The sequence below is a fragment of the Lentibacillus persicus genome, from assembly GCF_900112705.1.
Taxonomy (GTDB): domain Bacteria; phylum Bacillota; class Bacilli; order Bacillales; family Amphibacillaceae; genus Lentibacillus; species Lentibacillus persicus.
Genome location: NZ_FOMR01000002.1, coordinates 100,549 through 116,131 on the forward strand (window position 1 = coordinate 100,549; position 15,583 = coordinate 116,131).

Annotated in this window: 15 protein-coding genes, 2 pseudogenes and 2 riboswitches; of the genes and pseudogenes, 10 read left to right on the forward strand and 7 right to left on the reverse strand. The window is 41.1% G+C overall.

Translation table 11 applies throughout. From position 1 onward, the window contains the following. Nucleotides 1-183: 183 nt before the first annotated feature. Together BMZ22_RS02760 and BMZ22_RS02765 are read right to left on the reverse strand one after the other, a co-directional pair. Nucleotides 184-1,947: pseudogene (locus tag BMZ22_RS02760) on the reverse strand (vitamin B12-dependent ribonucleotide reductase); the annotation flags it as partial. Between the two features lie 493 nt (nt 1,948-2,440). Further along, nucleotides 2,441-3,241: pseudogene (locus BMZ22_RS02765) on the reverse strand (ribonucleotide reductase N-terminal alpha domain-containing protein); the annotation flags it as partial. Between the two features lie 387 nt (nt 3,242-3,628). Between BMZ22_RS02765 and BMZ22_RS02770 the strand changes: the two are divergent. After that, nucleotides 3,629-4,000: a rhodanese-like domain-containing protein gene (locus tag BMZ22_RS02770; protein ID WP_090080945.1), complete on the forward strand. Its 372-nt coding sequence runs from the start codon at nt 3,629-3,631 to the stop codon at nt 3,998-4,000. 63 nt (nt 4,001-4,063) lie between these two features. Here the strand turns inward: BMZ22_RS02770 and gcvPB are convergent, their stop codons facing one another. From gcvPB to gcvT, 3 genes are read right to left on the reverse strand one after another with little or no spacing between them, the layout of a single operon-like run. Then, nucleotides 4,064-5,521, reverse strand: a complete 1,458-nt coding sequence (gene gcvPB / locus BMZ22_RS02775; RefSeq protein ID WP_090080949.1) for an aminomethyl-transferring glycine dehydrogenase subunit GcvPB — start codon at nt 5,519-5,521, stop codon at nt 4,064-4,066. Continuing rightward, nucleotides 5,514-6,863, reverse strand: a complete 1,350-nt coding sequence (gene gcvPA, locus BMZ22_RS02780; protein ID WP_090080954.1) for an aminomethyl-transferring glycine dehydrogenase subunit GcvPA — start codon at nt 6,861-6,863, stop codon at nt 5,514-5,516. The genes gcvPB and gcvPA overlap by 8 nt, the downstream gene beginning before the upstream one ends. 18 nt (nt 6,864-6,881) lie before the next feature. Next, nucleotides 6,882-7,985, reverse strand: a complete 1,104-nt coding sequence (gene gcvT, locus BMZ22_RS02785) for a glycine cleavage system aminomethyltransferase GcvT (RefSeq protein WP_090080957.1) — start codon at nt 7,983-7,985, stop codon at nt 6,882-6,884. 85 nt (nt 7,986-8,070) lie between these two features. Beyond that, a riboswitch (glycine riboswitch) is annotated at nt 8,071-8,172 on the reverse strand. 3 nt (nt 8,173-8,175) lie between these two features. After that, a riboswitch (glycine riboswitch) is annotated at nt 8,176-8,273 on the reverse strand. Between the two features lie 120 nt (nt 8,274-8,393). Here gcvT and BMZ22_RS02790 point away from each other — a divergent pair. Next, on the forward strand, nt 8,394-10,046 hold the full coding sequence (locus tag BMZ22_RS02790) for a DEAD/DEAH box helicase (protein WP_090080959.1): 1,653 nt from the start codon (nt 8,394-8,396) through the stop codon (nt 10,044-10,046). After that, a complete protein-coding gene (locus tag BMZ22_RS02795; RefSeq protein WP_090080963.1) occupies nt 10,036-10,815 on the forward strand; it encodes a YqhG family protein in 780 nt (259 codons plus the stop codon). Before BMZ22_RS02790 ends, BMZ22_RS02795 begins: the two co-directional genes overlap by 11 nt. 30 nt (nt 10,816-10,845) lie before the next feature. Here the strand turns inward: BMZ22_RS02795 and BMZ22_RS02800 are convergent, their stop codons facing one another. Both BMZ22_RS02800 and BMZ22_RS02805 read right to left on the reverse strand, forming a co-directional pair. After that, nucleotides 10,846-11,034: a YqzE family protein gene (locus tag BMZ22_RS02800; RefSeq protein ID WP_425434266.1), complete on the reverse strand. Its 189-nt coding sequence runs from the start codon at nt 11,032-11,034 to the stop codon at nt 10,846-10,848. A gap of 70 nt (nt 11,035-11,104) precedes the next feature. Continuing rightward, nucleotides 11,105-11,596, reverse strand: a complete 492-nt coding sequence (locus tag BMZ22_RS02805; RefSeq protein WP_177183336.1) for a shikimate kinase — start codon at nt 11,594-11,596, stop codon at nt 11,105-11,107. A gap of 101 nt (nt 11,597-11,697) precedes the next feature. Here BMZ22_RS02805 and comGA point away from each other — a divergent pair, with 101 nt between their 5' ends. From comGA to comGG, 7 genes are read left to right on the forward strand one after another with little or no spacing between them, the layout of a single operon-like run. Continuing rightward, on the forward strand, nt 11,698-12,714 hold the full coding sequence (comGA, locus tag BMZ22_RS02810) for a competence type IV pilus ATPase ComGA (RefSeq protein WP_090080973.1): 1,017 nt from the start codon (nt 11,698-11,700) through the stop codon (nt 12,712-12,714). Then, nucleotides 12,671-13,726 carry a competence type IV pilus assembly protein ComGB gene (gene comGB, locus BMZ22_RS02815; protein WP_090080976.1) on the forward strand — a complete coding sequence of 352 codons (1,056 nt, stop codon included), beginning with the start codon at nt 12,671-12,673 and terminating at the stop codon, nt 13,724-13,726. Before comGA ends, comGB begins: the two co-directional genes overlap by 44 nt. A 16-nt stretch (nt 13,727-13,742) precedes the next feature. Continuing rightward, a complete protein-coding gene (comGC, locus tag BMZ22_RS02820) occupies nt 13,743-14,051 on the forward strand; it encodes a competence type IV pilus major pilin ComGC (RefSeq protein WP_090080979.1) in 309 nt (102 codons plus the stop codon). Continuing rightward, nucleotides 14,048-14,476: a competence type IV pilus minor pilin ComGD gene (gene comGD / locus BMZ22_RS02825; RefSeq protein ID WP_090080986.1), complete on the forward strand. Its 429-nt coding sequence runs from the start codon at nt 14,048-14,050 to the stop codon at nt 14,474-14,476. Before comGC ends, comGD begins: the two co-directional genes overlap by 4 nt. After that, entirely contained in the window at nt 14,463-14,804 is a 342-nt protein-coding gene (comGE, locus tag BMZ22_RS02830) for a competence type IV pilus minor pilin ComGE (protein ID WP_177183337.1), read from the forward strand. Before comGD ends, comGE begins: the two co-directional genes overlap by 14 nt. Continuing rightward, nucleotides 14,752-15,198: a ComGF family competence protein gene (locus BMZ22_RS02835; protein WP_090080994.1), complete on the forward strand. Its 447-nt coding sequence runs from the start codon at nt 14,752-14,754 to the stop codon at nt 15,196-15,198. Before comGE ends, BMZ22_RS02835 begins: the two co-directional genes overlap by 53 nt. Beyond that, the gene (gene comGG / locus BMZ22_RS02840) at nt 15,170-15,544 is read left to right on the forward strand and encodes a competence type IV pilus minor pilin ComGG (protein ID WP_090080999.1); all 375 of its coding nucleotides are present in this window, start codon (nt 15,170-15,172) and stop codon (nt 15,542-15,544) included. The genes BMZ22_RS02835 and comGG overlap by 29 nt, the downstream gene beginning before the upstream one ends. Nucleotides 15,545-15,583 lie beyond the last annotated feature (39 nt).

Genomic DNA, 15,583 nt, shown 5'->3' on the forward strand with positions numbered 1-15,583 from the left:
CATACAGGAAATGCATTATTGGGACAAGTTTTATGTGGCTTATTATACAGTTTATAAGCAATTGCCAACTTTATTTGGAGCCATTATAGAGTGGATTATCGAAGCTATATTTCTTCTTTGTTAACGAATGTCTTTTTAAAATGTAAAAAGGAACCGGCTATTAACCAGTTCCTTTCGACGGCATTATAATCCGCACTTAAGCTGTGCACCACAGCTTGTACAAGTATTGCAGCCGCCAATATCCTCAATGCTTCCATTCCGGCAGACAGGGCATGTATCGCCGATTTCTGAACCGATGGATACATTCGTTTTATCTAATTCCTGAACAGTATCCATCAAAACAACTTTTGGTTTTTCGTCCTCAAACAGTTCAGCCTGTTCACCAGTGGCGTTTTCTTCAGCTTTTAAAGTCAGCACCTGTGTATCACGACTTCCATCGACATATACTGTTCCACCTTTTGCACCGCCATTATATAATCTGCGGTACACACTCTCGACCTGGTCCACAGTATAACCTTTAGGTGCGTTAACAGTTTTTGAAATAGAACTGTCCACCCAGTTCTGGATGACGCATTGTACGTCTGCGTGTTGCTCGGGCGACAGGTCCATAGCCGATACGAACCATTCCGGCAGTTTCTCTGGATCCTGATTAGGATTTTCATCCAGATATTCCTGAACGATATCGGCGTTGACTTCAATGAATTTACCTAACCGGCCGCTGCGATAGTAAGAAAAGGAAAAATATGGTTCCAATCCTGTGCTCACGCCGGCCATTGTCCCAGTGGATCCAGTTGGTGCAACAGTCAGTAAATGTGAGTTGCGAATACCATACTTAAGAATGTTTTCTTTGATATCTTCCGGCATTTTTTGCATATAACCGGTGTTTATGAACGATTCTCGCAGGCTTTTTGTTTCGTCATCGGTCTCCCCATTCAAAAATGGGAAGCTACCCTTTTCTTTTGCCAGTTCAACTGATTCACGATATGCGGTCGTTGCAATGGTCTCAAAAATTTCGTCAACAAGCTCGTTACCTTCGTCTGACCCATACTTGGTCTCGCAATAGATCAGTAAATCATGCAGACCCATAACGCCAAGACCAACACGGCGTTCGCCCAGTGCTTGCTTTTTATTTTCTTCCAGGAAGTATGGCGTTGCGTCAATTACATTATCCTGCATTCTTACCCCGGTTTTGACTGTCTGTTTAAGTTTTTCAAAATCAACATTTTTTGACCGCTTGTCAGCCATCTGAGCCAAATTGACAGCAGCAAGGTTGCAGACAGAATATGGTGCAAGTGGTTGTTCTCCACACGGGTTTGTCGCAACGACCTGGTCGCCATATGCTTGTGCATTGGTCATTTCATTGGCATTATCAATAAAGAAAATACCAGGTTCAGCCGAATAAGTTGCACAAATGTTAATCAAATTCCATAATTCTTTTGCTTTGATACGCCGGTAAACCCGAACGCCGTACCCCATTTCTTCCCATTTGCGAACATCACCGACTTCATGCCACTGTTCATTGTATGCCTTCATTTCTTCATCAGTATAGTTCTCAACATCAGGGAAACGAAGCTCGTATTCACCGTCATTTTCTACGGCCTGCATAAAGTCTTTTGTGATACAGACTGAGATATTGGCGCCGGTTAAAAACTCAGGATTATGAACATCGTACGTCCCGCCTGTTACCAGTTTTTGCTCTGCTTCACGAATGGCAGCCTGTGTAAAACCACCCTGTCCCGGCATTGAACGGTAATTGACAATCCCCTGGTAGAGATCCGCTTCCGTTTCAGTCAATGGTGTGAATTTTAATTTTTCTTCTGCAAGTGTTTTGATTTGTTCATCCTCTGTGTTTTCAATCAAATAACGTAAAATTCTCGGATTCTGCATTTTTGAGATGATAAATTCAATAATGTCCGGATGCGAATCGACTAACATGATCATTTGAGCCATTTCGTTGCGTTGATACGCTACATCAACTCTCCAGGTCACCCTGAAGTTCAGACCATATCTTGCACATATGAAATGTGCCCTCGCGCTTCGAAATCGCTTGATTTCTACTCTACTCACTTACGCTTTCACGTGTTTTCGATGGTCGTTGAACCTTCTTCTATAAGCAAATTCAAAAAGGACTTTAAAATTGCTCTATTAGAAGCTTGGCTGCTGGTTGTCTTTATCCACTTGTTATTTTTATGCTTTCACGCTTACCGTTTCCAGTTACGTTGTAGCTAACAAGTCATATATGATGCGTTTGATATAGCTAAAATTATTTATAATCTCTTCTTCCCAAGTCAAGTACAAATTGCATTGTTGACGCTTTTTCGCATCATATAATTTCACGCTTTTTACACCTCAAATTTCAAATTTTTTTATGGGTGGTTTATCCAGGTGAAATTTAAAGAGTTCCCAGCAATTCACGAGGTTTTTTATAGACGAGGCACTACTGTTTACCACGTCTTGATCCGCCTTGTTCCACGAGATGCGTCAGCTTAGCGATATCGTCCAGCCAGGAAACTGATCCTGACGACTTTCCATTCACGCCTCTTGCCAAGGCATTGCGAGGTCTCAGTGTCGAACCATTTGTACCGACACCACCACCGCGGGACATTATTTCCATCACCTGTTTACGATGATCTGATATACCTTCACGTGAGTCTTTAATATTCGGCATGACATAACAGTTGAAATAGGTCACATCCGTCTCTGCTCCCGCACCGTATAGCACGCGTCCTGCAGGAATAAAATTCATGCTGCTCAGTTCTTCATCAAAAGTTTCAAACCATTTATCCTGCTGTTCTTTTGTTGTTTCAACAGCTGCCAGACCGGCTGCATTCCGTTTAGCAATTTGCTCATAGAAAACCTCGAGCGGCTTATCAATCACACTGAGTGACCGTCTGATAATACCTGTTGAAGCTTCCTCTTCATCGTCAAGGACAGAAACAAAATCTGATTCCACCTCAACCATTGCTTCTTTCTTATCCCAATCAACCGACTTAATAAACCCCAGCCCCCGGGCCGGAAACTTAGGATCGGCCTTAACCGTCAATACAACAAAATCTCCTGATTTTAACGTTGACTTTCCGGTATCCTTAAAAGCATACCGATCAAGCATAACCAACCGTGATACGCCTTTATGCGTTAATGTCATATCATCTGTAACCGGGTGTACCTGCGGAAACTGTTTTATATCCTCATTCAACGCTTGTACATCAATTCCATGCCGGTTCTCTACAGCAGTCGACATATTTAATTCACTCCCTTTCGTAAATATGCTATTATTAACATACCACATTTTAAAAGAATAAAACAATATATGGTGCTTAAATTTATAAAATAATACAATATATGGTGTTTAGAACAAATCTTTTATGTTTTGTCAATATCGGAAAGGCATCAAAAAAATAAGATAAAACCAGAAAAATCGCGCTATCGATGAATAATACAAGGTTAATGACATTTTTTGAATTTAATTCATAAGGTCATATAAGAAGTTCGGCAAATATTGTCACCACCGTTATCGCGTAACAATCCATCAAAGTTAAACAGCCAGTGCCATTAATATTCTTTGAAAAAAATCCTGAACACACTTATAATAGATAGTGGAAAGATTTAGACTGACGGGGGAGTCAAAATGGAAATTTTAATCACAGCAGCTGTTGTTATTCTCGCAGTTGTGATGTTTCGTTATTTCAGACAAAAAAACGTCTTGAAAACTTTAACGGAAGATCAGTTCCGCGAAGGCTACAGAAAAGCACAGCTTATTGATGTCCGTGAACCAAATGAGTTTGATAAGGGACATATACTCGGGGCGCGTAATATACCGTTAACACAAATGAAACAGCGACTTGTCGAGCTGAGAAAAGACAAGCCGGTTTATTTATATTGCCAGGGCGGCTCACGGTCAGCGCGAGCTGCACAACTGCTCCACAAAAATGGCTATGAAGATATTAACCAGCTTAAAGGCGGTTTTAAAAAGTGGACAGGCAAAGTAAAATCAAAGTAAATCGAATATAATAAAATGGACGGAGATGCTTATCTCCGTCCATTTTATTTGTCTCTCTCGGGTTTAAGGCTGATAACGCAATATCGGTTTGCGTGCAGCCGTTGTTTCATCCATACGTCTTACAGGGGTCTCATGCGGAGCTTCCTGTACGAGTTCCGGATCGCCCTTCGCCTCTCTGGAAATGGCCAGCATCGCTTCAATGTACCCATCCAATGTTTCTTTTGATTCAGTTTCGGTTGGTTCGGTCATCATGGCTTCTTCCACGTTAAGCGGAAAGTAGATTGTCGGCGGGTGATAGCCATAATCAAGCAGTCGCTTGGCGATATCCAATGTGCGAACGCCCAGTTGCTTCTGATTTTTACCTGATATAACAAATTCATGCTTACAGTGCTGGGAATATGGCAATGCATATTCCTCTTCCAATCTGCGCATTACATAGTTTGCATTCACGACTGCGTATTCACTTACTTTCTTAAGGCCTTCAGCGCCCATTGTCCGAATATACGTGTAAGCCCGCAAATAAATACCGAAATTGCCATAGTACGGCTTTATCCGGCCGATAGATTCAGGGCGGTCATAATCAAATACAAATTCACTGTCTTTTTTCGTAAGCACCGGTTTCGGCAAAAAAGGCGCAAATTCCTCGGTTACGCCGACTGGTCCTGAGCCAGGTCCGCCGCCGCCATGTGGTCCGGTAAATGTTTTGTGCAGGTTTAGGTGCACAACATCAAATCCCATGTCTCCGGGACGGACAAATCCCATAATAGCATTGAGGTTAGCACCATCATAATAAAGTTTTCCGCCTGCCCCATGAACAATTTCCGCCATTTCCATTATCTCGGTCTCAAATAACCCGAGGGTGTTTGGGTTTGTCAACATTAAAGCTGCTGTATCTTCATCCACGACACGTTTTAAATCTTCAATATCCACTAAGCCATTCTCATTTGTTTTAACCGTTACAGCATCAAGCCCAGCAACGGTGACCGATGCCGGATTTGTACCATGAGCAGAATCCGGAACAATCACATTGGTGCGATTGAACTCACCGTTTTTCTCATGGAGGGCACGAATCATCATCAGCCCGCTCCACTCGCCTTGTGCACCGGCGGCCGATTGAAGCGAAAAGTCATGCATCCCTGTTATTTCACTGAGCGACGTTTGCAAATCGTACATTATTTCCATCGCGCCCTGCACCGTTTTTGGATCCTGATGAGGATGAATGTGACTGAATCCTGCCAGCCTTGCTACATCTTCATTTATTTTCGGGTTATATTTCATGGTGCAGGACCCGAGCGGATAGAATCCGGAATCGACGCCATAGTTACGGTTCGAGAGTGCCGTATAATGACGCATGAGATCGAGTTCACTGACTTCCGGCAGACCAGGAGCTTCTTGACGGATGTATGCTTCATCAAATTCATCTTCCAAATTTATTTCCGGAACGTCCATCTCCGGTAAACTGTAGCTCGTCCTGCCCTCTTTGCCGCGTTCGAAAATTAACGGAAAATCAGTCTTAGCCATTAATATCCCCCAATTCTTTTACCAAGTTATCTATCTCATCTTTTGAACGGTTTTCAGTTACAGCTACTAACATGTGCCCGGCGAGTTCCGGATAGTAAAACTCCAGATCATAACCGCCAATTATACCTTTATCCAAAAGTTTTGCATTTACATTCGTCACGCTTTCAGAAAGCTTCACAACCAATTCATTAAAAAACGGACCATTAAATGAAGCAGCTATCCCTATATTTTCAAGTTGCTGTTTTGCATAGCGTGCTTTTTGCATATTCAAAACTGCCATTTTGCGGAGACCGTGTTTGCCGATGGAACTCATCGCAACTGAACTGGCCAGGGCGTTTAATGCCTGGTTGGAACAGATGTTAGATGTCGCTTTATCACGTCTGATATGCTGTTCCCTCGCCTGGAGTGTCAGAACAAAGCCACGTTCACCATTTTCATCAGTTGTTTGTCCGACCAATCTCCCGGGAACTTTCCGCTTTAATTTATCGGTTGTGGCAAAATAACCACAGTGCGGTCCCCCAAATTGAGCCGGGATGCCAAATACCTGGGTATCGCCTACAACAATATCAGCACCAAAATTACCCGGAGGAGTTAAATACCCCAAAGCTAACGGATTGCTTGAGACAAGAAACATCGTCTTTTTCTGCTTCCGAATAATTTCCTGTACATCGTTCATCGGTTCAATCTGCCCAAAAAAGTTCGGATACTGAATCACAACACTTGCCGTTTCATCATCAATCTCATTATCCAACTGCTCAAGATCAGTTATACCGCTTTGGTGATCAATTTCAATGACTTCAAGGTTTTGACCTTTGGCATACGTATGAATTACTGCGCGTGACTCGGGGTGGACTGTTTTAGATACAAGGATTTTCTTTCGTTTTGTCTGGCCTGCACTTAACGTGACAGCTTCAGCCAAAGCTGTTCCGCCATCATACATAGAAGAGTTTGCAACTTCCATACCTGTCAATTCACAAATCATTGTTTGAAACTCAAAAATCGCCTGTAATTCACCTTGGGAAATTTCCGGCTGATAGGGTGTATAGGCTGTATAAAATTCTGAACGTGAAATAACATGGTCAACAACAGAGGGAATATAGTGATCATAGACACCAGCCCCTAAAAAGGAGGTATATTCCTTCAGGTTGGCATTTTTGCTTGCCAGTTTTGTCAGCTCTTGCATTAATGCTGATTCATTTGCAGGTTTTTTCAAGTTTAACTCCTGTTTAAACCGAACATTCTCCGGGATATCCGAAAATAGTTCCTCGGTGGAATCAACACCGATGGCATCGAGCATTTCTTGTTTATCTGTTTCAGTCATAGGCAAATAGCGAAATTCCATTTAATCATCTCCTCCTTCTTACTTCCGTTTATAAAATGGCGTCTCAATAACAACCGCCTTAAGCATTCGCTTTCGCACTTGCACATGCAGTTCGTTTCCCAATGCTGCGTATTGACTGTCTACAAGTGCCAAACCAATATTTTTCTTTAAAGTTGGTGACTGCGTGCCGGTTGTGACAAACCCTGCCTCTGTTTCCCCTGCAAAAACTTTATAATCAGTGCGGGGGATTCCTTTATCAATCATTTCAATACCGACAAGTTTTCGCTTGGGCCCATTTTCGATTTGCTCTTTAAGCACTTCTTTACCAATAAAATCATGTTCTTTGTCAACTTTAACAGCAAATTTCATCCCGGCCTCTACAGGCGAAATTGTTTCAGAAATTTCCTGGCCATACAGTGGTAATTTTGCTTCGAAACGCAGTGTGTCACGAGCTCCAAGACCGATTGGCTCAAGCCCCTCGTCCTTGCCTGAATCAAGTATTGAATGCCAAAGCGCTCGCCCTTTTTCCGCCTTGAGATATATTTCAAAACCGTCTTCCCCTGTATAACCTGTCCGCGAAACAATTGCAGATGCATCTGCTTGGGTGAAATAAACAGGATCTTCAAATCGAAATGGTTTTATTTCATTTAGTGGTACATCCGTCAATCGCTGCAGGATATTCTCAGCAAGCGGCCCCTGTAACGCCAGTTGAACATAATCTTCTGTGACATTATTAATATCAACGTTGCCTTCTTTATGTTCAACCAGCCACTCAAAATCTTTTTCAGTATTAGCGGCATTGACGACGAGTAAATATTTATTCGTATCAAGCATATAAACAATGAAATCGTCGATCGTTCCGCCGTCTTCATTACACATAAACGTATATTTTGCACGTTTTGGGGTCAATTTTGAAATGTCGTTTGTAATCATTTTTTGCAGGAACGGCAGACTGTCCTGTCCTTCAACCATAATTTCGCCCATATGGGACACATCAAACAACCCTGCCTTTGTTCGTGTAATTTCGTGTTCATGTTTAACACCACTGAATTGAACCGGCAGCTCCCATCCTCCGAAATCAATCGTCTTGCCTCCCCATTTTTCATATTCAGGAAACAACGGTGTTCGTTTTAAATCGCTCATAGCTCCAGCTCCTTCTTAAGAATTTGGCCTTCCATTTCAGCCGAAATTGGACACAAAAAATAGAGACTCCCTGTTATAAGGGAATCTCTGTCCTTCAACCAGAAAGTTGCACACTTTTTGAAACCGGATTCATTACGGGCAAAGTGCTTGCTTCGTGGGTGGTTTACGATGTAAACACTCTCCAGAGCCGCGTCCTGCAAGAGTCTTTTTGCCTGAGAGATTCACAAAATCGCTTGCTCCTTCGGCGTTACTGCTTTTATAAGCAGTAAACTCTCCCCTTGCAATCATTCGCATAATGATATTTATTGTTTTGGTTATACTATGTAAGAACCTGAGATGATCTATATCACTCGTATTATATCATATAAACATTCATAAAATCATTAATTTATGTAAAAGGAGTTCACAATGCGCCACATAGATATTCAAAAAGACACCTCTTTTGTAAATGAGTTTGAAGAGACTCTCCATACAGAAGGACCATTTTCGTCGTGGAAACTTTTTCAAATGAATTATCAGGCTGCCCTGACAACCATGGCACCATCATTTGAAGGCTTAAAAGCATTGGATTATTTGCCTCAGATGGATTTTATGGAACATCAAATTTCGAGCGCAAGAAAAGCAATAGAAGAAATGAACGGTCGTGCAATTTTAGCCGATGAAGTGGGTCTTGGGAAAACAATTGAAGCAGGTCTTATTTTAAAAGAATACATGCTGAGAGGCTTAGTCAAAAAAGCATTGATTATCGTCCCTGCCTCATTAGTGAATCAATGGGCGAAAGAACTTAATGAAAAATTTTACATCCCAGCTGTTACATTCCGAAAAAGTTATCCTTGGGATCAATATGATGTAATTATTACATCGATTGATACCGCCAAACGGTCCCCCCACCGTGAACAAATACTCGAACAAGATTATGACATGCTGCTGGTTGATGAAGCACATAAGCTTAAAAACCATAAAACAAAAAACTTTGCATTTGTAAAATCCTTAAAGAAAAAATACTGCCTGTTGCTGACAGCAACCCCCGTCCAAAACCGGCTGGTCGAAATTTTTAATCTTGTATCTATATTAAAGCCCGGACATCTTGGGGACTACGATTCCTTTTTAAAACAATATGGAAAAGACCGTAATAGCTTAAAAGAAGATGCCTATTTAAAACAGCTCGTTCAAAAAGTAATGATACGAAACACACGGCAAAACACCCAGTTTGATCACATCAAGCGCAATATTGAAACCATTTGGCTCGATTTCGGCAGTGAAGAAAAGAAGGTTTATGAGCAATTGGACAATTCAACCGATACCTTTCCTGCCTTTTCAAAAATAACGTTGCTCAGAGAACTGTGTTCATCACGCGAAGCTTGTTACTTGTCATTAAAGAAAATGATCAATGCCAACACAGAACAAAAAGTAGAACCTATAACAACAGCAATCGAACAGCTCCCCCAGCATGTGAAGGCTGCGAAAACAGTTGAGTTAATCAAGCAATTCAACGATAGAAAAGTAATTATCTTTACCGAATACCGGGCAACGCAAGTATACTTGCAATGGTACCTCAAGGAGAATGGTATTTTATCCGTTCCATACAGGGGAGGTTTTAACAAAGGCAAAAAGGACTGGATGAGGCAGTTATTTGAAACTAAGGCACAGGTGTTGATTGCAACGGAAGCCGGTGGAGAAGGCATCAATCTCCAATTCTGCAACTATTTAATTAACTACGACCTCCCGTGGAATCCGATGCGTCTTGAACAGCGCATTGGCAGAGTTCACCGATACGGTCAGAAAAATGACGTCCATATTTTTAATATGGCCATCCGCGGAACCGTTGAAGAACATATTATGACACTCTTGTATGAGAAAATTAAATTATTTGAACAAGTTATCGGTAACCTGGACAGTATTCTTGCCGAATTAAACATAAACGATATTGAATCCGAAATACAATCAATATTTTCCACGTCCTCGTCATCAGGCGAAGCTAAAATAAAATTAAATAACCTTTCGTCTGTTATAAATTTGACACATCAGCAGGCCGAACAGGAGGAGCATTATGGAAATTAACGATTTACACACTTTTTTATATGATTATTTCACTGCACACCACTGTGAAATCGTGCTGAACCAAAATGGTATGTTAACCGTCCAGTTGACTGAGGAAATGGATCGTGCGTTAATGAACCGGCCTTTTTATTGGCACTATATCAAAAAGATGGGGCATCCCGGTGAGCCAAAACAACTGACCTTAATTACAAACCCGGAAAAGCGTGACGGCAAACATGAATGGATTCATTATGGCAGTCCGCGTCTGCATCAAATTGTCAATCATCTACGTGACCATGAAAAATATACGAAACTGTTTGAACGCGTTGAAACATATAAAAATCAGGCCCTGTTCCCGTGGCTCATTGCAAATATCAAAATCAGCTACCAAGGGAAACAGAAAAAAGATGAAATGGTTTCAATAGGACTTCATCTTGTTAACGGCACAATGCGTTTGAAAATGATGGAAGAATTACAGTATAAAGAGCTGCAAAACACGATCTCTGATTATTGTTATACCATTACACCAATGATTAAGCTGCATAGCGGATTCAAACGAATTGAAAAAGTTCTTGAAACGTACGTGGATGATCAGGATCACGATTGGGCTTTACAATCACAGAAAACGATGGCGGAAGAAATCGACTTGTTAAGCCATTTTTATAAAAACAAAACCGATGAAGAAACAATGCAGAAAGAAATTAGCGAAATAAAAAAGCGGTACTCTCCCTATATAAAATTCGACGTTATTAATGGCGGTCTATTTTACTTAGCGGAAAATGCGGTTTAGAAACAAAAAAAGCCCAACTTAACGGGCTTTTCAATTCATGTTTTTCTTAGCTGCTTTTAATATAAAAGGGATTACTCCCAGCCACCTGCTGGAATAGACAGGTGTAACACTTTTGCTGTTTTGGCGCCTGCCCTTTTTCTCTTCTGCCGGCGTATCAATATAGGAAGTAAATTGCTGTGTTATATATTTAACATAATCATTGAAAGAAATATGGGTCACCTCTATGCTGCAGTCTTGTAATGCTAGTATATCCCAGTATATGTACGACTATTCAGATTCAAACGTCTGTTTAAGTCAAATAGTCCATAATTTCATCTGTAATTTCTGTTGGCGATTTGCCATCTGTGGAAATCCTTATATCAGCAGTTTCCGTATACCATTCATAACGTCGCTTATATAATTTCTTTTTCTCCAGTACAGTTTTGCCCCATAAAGGTCTTTCCGTGTCATTACCGAGTCTGCGTGCAACCTCTTCGAAGGACGTGTCAAGATAGATCACCAAACCACTTTTATTCATAAGTGTTATGTTTTCTTCTCTTTCCACGATCCCCCCACCCGTCGAAACGATATAACCTGTTTCAGGAATATCTCTTAATACTTCCGTTTCATAATGACGAAATTGGTTTTCGCCTTCGTTTTCAAAGATCGCTGCTATCGCACCATATTTTTCAACAACCAGCTGATCTGTATCTAAATACTGTGCACCTGTTTTACGGTGCAGCAACTCACCTACCGTACTTTTTCCGCTTCCCATAAATCCTGTTAAATAAATTGTTTTCACGGTTATAACCTGCCTTAAAAATTTTTTAAAATAATTTGCAAAAAAAGAAGGAGTTTGATGAAACATGTCGAATATAATGACATAAAGGAGGTGAAAAATGATTGAACACAGCTCCAGGACTCTCGGATAAACTTCTCAAATCTGCTGTCCGCATTAATGCTTCGGATATTCATTTCTACCCTTTCTCCGATCATGTCAACGTTTACTTCCGTGTATTTGGAAAACGAACGCTTCATCAGACAATTTCAACAGCCCAATACCAGTTATTACTGACTTATTTTAAGTTTACATCAGGAATGGATATAGGTGAAGTCCGTAAGCCTCAAAATGGCACCATCATCCATGAAGATCTTCATCAGCAATTTGCACTGCGTCTTTCCACGTTGCCCGTCAGTCATGTCGAAAGCCTGGCAATCCGTCTCCTCCCGCAGGAAGATAATCTTACCCTTGATAGACTGTTCCTTTTCCCGAGCCAATTAAGAAAGCTGAAAAAGTGGATAAACAACCGCAGCGGAATTATTCTGCTGACCGGACCGACAGGAAGTGGCAAAACAACCACTTTATATGCACTTTTGGAAAACATTTTGCAGGAAGAGTCGTATCAGACCATTACACTGGAGGATCCAATCGAAAAAGAAATCAGTGACATTCTGCAAGTTCAGGTTAATGAAAAAGCAGGTGTTACCTATCAAACCGGGCTTAAAGCCGCCTTAAGACACGATCCTGACATCATTATGATTGGGGAAATTCGAGACCGGTTCACTGCGCAATTTGCTTTTGATGCATCGCTTACTGGTCATTTAGTATTAAGCACACTGCATGCCAAAAATGCTGCGGGCACCATTCATCGTTTAGTTGAAATGGGATTAAAAAAAGCATACTTGCAGCAGTCCTTAATAGCCGTAGCAGCCCTGCAGTTAATCCCGGTCGAAGTCGGCCACAATGTCGTCAGGCGAGCCGCCATTATGGAACTGCTGGATGGCAAACTGCTGGAAGATACAATCAGCGGACAAACGACAACAGAAGCGGAACATTTTCATACATTTGATCATTTACGAAAGAAGGCTTTTGCATATGGATTTATGGCAGAAGATACGTTTTCATCACTCAAGGAATAAGGGACCTAAAAATGAATTGCAACTGCGATTTCTAACCCGGCTATCCCGATTGCTGGCAAATGGCTATCCAATCATTCAGGCACTCGAAATCCTTCAATGGGACCCACAATTAAAATCAGCAGCTTCATCAGTACAGGCATCACTTAAATCGGGAAAGCATTTTGATGAAGCGCTGGAGGAGCTTCATTTCAGACAATCGATAACGGCCTATTTGTATTTTGTGCGAAGTAACGGTGACCTTCAAAACAGTATTACAACGTGTGTCGCAATGTTTGAACAGCGCATGCAATATATGAAAAAGTTTCAGGAATCCGTCCGATACCCGCTTATATTGCTCATCGTGTTTGCGATTTTGCTATATTTTGTCAAACAGTCAGTCCTCCCTTCGTTTGTTGACCTGTTTCAAAACAGCAATGAAACATCTTCAATTATTATGCTGACAATGAGTTTTATTGATATGACGCTTACTTTTTTGTTACTTATGAGCTTAACCTCAGGATCGTTTTTCCTGTTGTGGCGATTTCAAGAGAAAAAAATCAGCATTGAAAGCCGCATCAAATTGTACAGCATGCTTCCAGTTTACCGTCATTATAAAACGATGGAGATATCATTTCTATTTGCTTCCCACCTCAGTTCACTTCTAACAACCGGTTTATCAATGAAGGAAATACTGGAAAATATGGCAAAGCAGAAAAAACAGCCCATTCTTGCCCACTATGCCGCTTTATTGACCTCAGAGTTATCCAAAGGGATTTACATCACAAGTATGCTTGGCAGCATGCGTTTTATTGACAACCAAATCTCTCTCATTTTCCAAAAAAATGCAGATAAAGAAGCGCTGGAAAAGGATTTAGCTATTTATGCCGAATTCCAGACGGAAGAGATGCACCGCAAAATTATGAAAGCCATTACTTACATTCAACCGATTTTCTTTCTCATCTTGGCCAGTCTGATTGTTTTCATTTACATGGCTCTCATGTGGCCGATGTTCCAGTTAATCAATACCATTTAAAAAGGAGATGCAATCGATGTTTAACAATCAACGCGGTTTTACATTAATCGAGATGCTCATCGTGCTGATGATCATCTCAGTGCTAATTATTTTAATCGTTCCGAATCTGGGCGATAAAAGCGAAGAAGTCTATGACAAAGGCTGCAGTGCACTTGTCAGTGTCGTCCAGGCTCAGGCGGACGCTTATTATATTGAGGAGAAAGCACGCCCGAGTTTGAAGGATTTATTGGACAATGACTATATTACTGAAGATCAGCAAACATGTCCCGATGGTACTGGCTTGAGCATCGACATCGATTCAGGTGAGGTGTCGGTAACGGAATGAAGCATGAGGCCGGCTTCACCCTTATTGAAGTCATATTCGTTCTGGCTGTTCTCTCAGTTTTAATCCTTTTAAGTGCACCGTTAAAATCTTCGGTGCTGGAAACAAAAACCGAAGAAACTTTTCTGAATACACTGGAGATGGATTTATTGTTTATGCAATCAATGGCTTCCAATTCAAAATCAATATACAAAATGTCATTTGCGGTGCCTGGTTATTACACAATCAAACATAGAGATAAGTTATTCAGGGAAAGAAAAATCCCTGAAGGATGGCGGATAAACACACGCACATTTAAAGAAGTGATTACATTCAATGAATCTGGGAACCTGCGCAAATCAGGTACGTTTGCCATCCATACATTGAACGAGCACTATAACGTCATCTGCCCCCTGGGGAAAGGCCGGTGTTACATTGAGAAACAATAAAGGTTTTTCATTAATTGAATCACTTGTTGCTGTCAGCCTTCTCATGATGATTATAACCACACTCGTCCCGGCGATGAATTTATTGCAAAATGAGCGTGCAAACCAGCAACAGAAGCGTCTTATGGCAAACAGCCTGCACGATGAACTGCAGCCTTTTTTGTGGGAGGCGAACACCAGCCTCCCGCATCACTTTACTAAAACCATTGACGGGGATGAAGCTCAATTTCGTATGACGTATGAAGGAAGACTAGTGAAAGGATGTGTTAAGTGGCACAATGTTCAAAATAAAACAAAGCAATTCTGCATATACGGCCTTCCGGCGGGATGAAAGCGGTGTTACATTTATTTCAATACTGCTCATGATCAGTATCATCTTTACAACGATTCCTTTTGCGATTTACCTTGCAAAAGCTGTGAATATCGACTCAAATTACGACGCGTTATCAGTACAGCAATTTTTCAATTACTTGCGCGATGAAGTTATCTCAGCTTCCGACTTAACCATTGAACCGCGTAAACTCACCCTGGATATGGCAGATGGCTCAACAGCAACATTTCAAAAATATGATGACCGCATTGTACGTCGGCTCAATAACGGTTTTGAAATCTATTTGCGTGAGGTTCAGAATGTAAAGTTTACTCCTTCTCCCTTTGGGGTGCGTGCTTCTATAACAACAATAAATGGTGATCAATATGAAAAAACCATTGTCGCATACAATTAATCAACAAGGCTTCATCCTTCCTTATGTTCTGTTCTTTATAGCATTTTCATTAATTATTATCAGCTCCAGTGTTAACTTGTACCAAAATGAAACGCATATAACGCATAATCAGACCGAACAAATTAAGATTGAATCATTATTTCAAATGGCACGGATTCAAGCGAAAGAAACGATCCGTGACAGGATTGAACCGTATGATGCCATTTCATACTCCTTTCCGCAAGGGGAAGTCGTGGTAGAATACGGAAAACTGAATGAACACGAATACAGACTCATCTTTACCATTGAAACAGACTCAGGTGCAATCACTGTCCTGAATGATTACTTTCATTACGAGGCAGAATAAAACAGTCATTTCGTGTTAACCTAATCGTACAGTCATATT

Excerpts from the sequence above, each read along its gene's own strand:
- BMZ22_RS02770 (WP_090080945.1), top strand. The coding sequence starts at position 3,629 with ATGGAAATTTTAATCACAGCAGCTGTTGTTATTCTCGCAGTTGTGATG.
- gcvPB (WP_090080949.1), bottom strand. The coding sequence starts at position 5,521 with ATGGCTAAGACTGATTTTCCGTTAATTTTCGAACGCGGCAAAGAGGGC.
- gcvPA (WP_090080954.1), bottom strand. The coding sequence starts at position 6,863 with ATGGAATTTCGCTATTTGCCTATGACTGAAACAGATAAACAAGAAATG.
- gcvT (WP_090080957.1), bottom strand. The coding sequence starts at position 7,985 with ATGAGCGATTTAAAACGAACACCGTTGTTTCCTGAATATGAAAAATGG.
- BMZ22_RS02790 (WP_090080959.1), top strand. The coding sequence starts at position 8,394 with ATGCGCCACATAGATATTCAAAAAGACACCTCTTTTGTAAATGAGTTT.
- BMZ22_RS02795 (WP_090080963.1), top strand. The coding sequence starts at position 10,036 with ATGGAAATTAACGATTTACACACTTTTTTATATGATTATTTCACTGCA.
- comGB (WP_090080976.1), top strand. The coding sequence starts at position 12,671 with ATGGATTTATGGCAGAAGATACGTTTTCATCACTCAAGGAATAAGGGA.
- comGC (WP_090080979.1), top strand. The coding sequence starts at position 13,743 with ATGTTTAACAATCAACGCGGTTTTACATTAATCGAGATGCTCATCGTG.
- comGD (WP_090080986.1), top strand. The coding sequence starts at position 14,048 with ATGAAGCATGAGGCCGGCTTCACCCTTATTGAAGTCATATTCGTTCTG.
- BMZ22_RS02835 (WP_090080994.1), top strand. The coding sequence starts at position 14,752 with ATGTTCAAAATAAAACAAAGCAATTCTGCATATACGGCCTTCCGGCGG.
- comGG (WP_090080999.1), top strand. The coding sequence starts at position 15,170 with ATGAAAAAACCATTGTCGCATACAATTAATCAACAAGGCTTCATCCTT.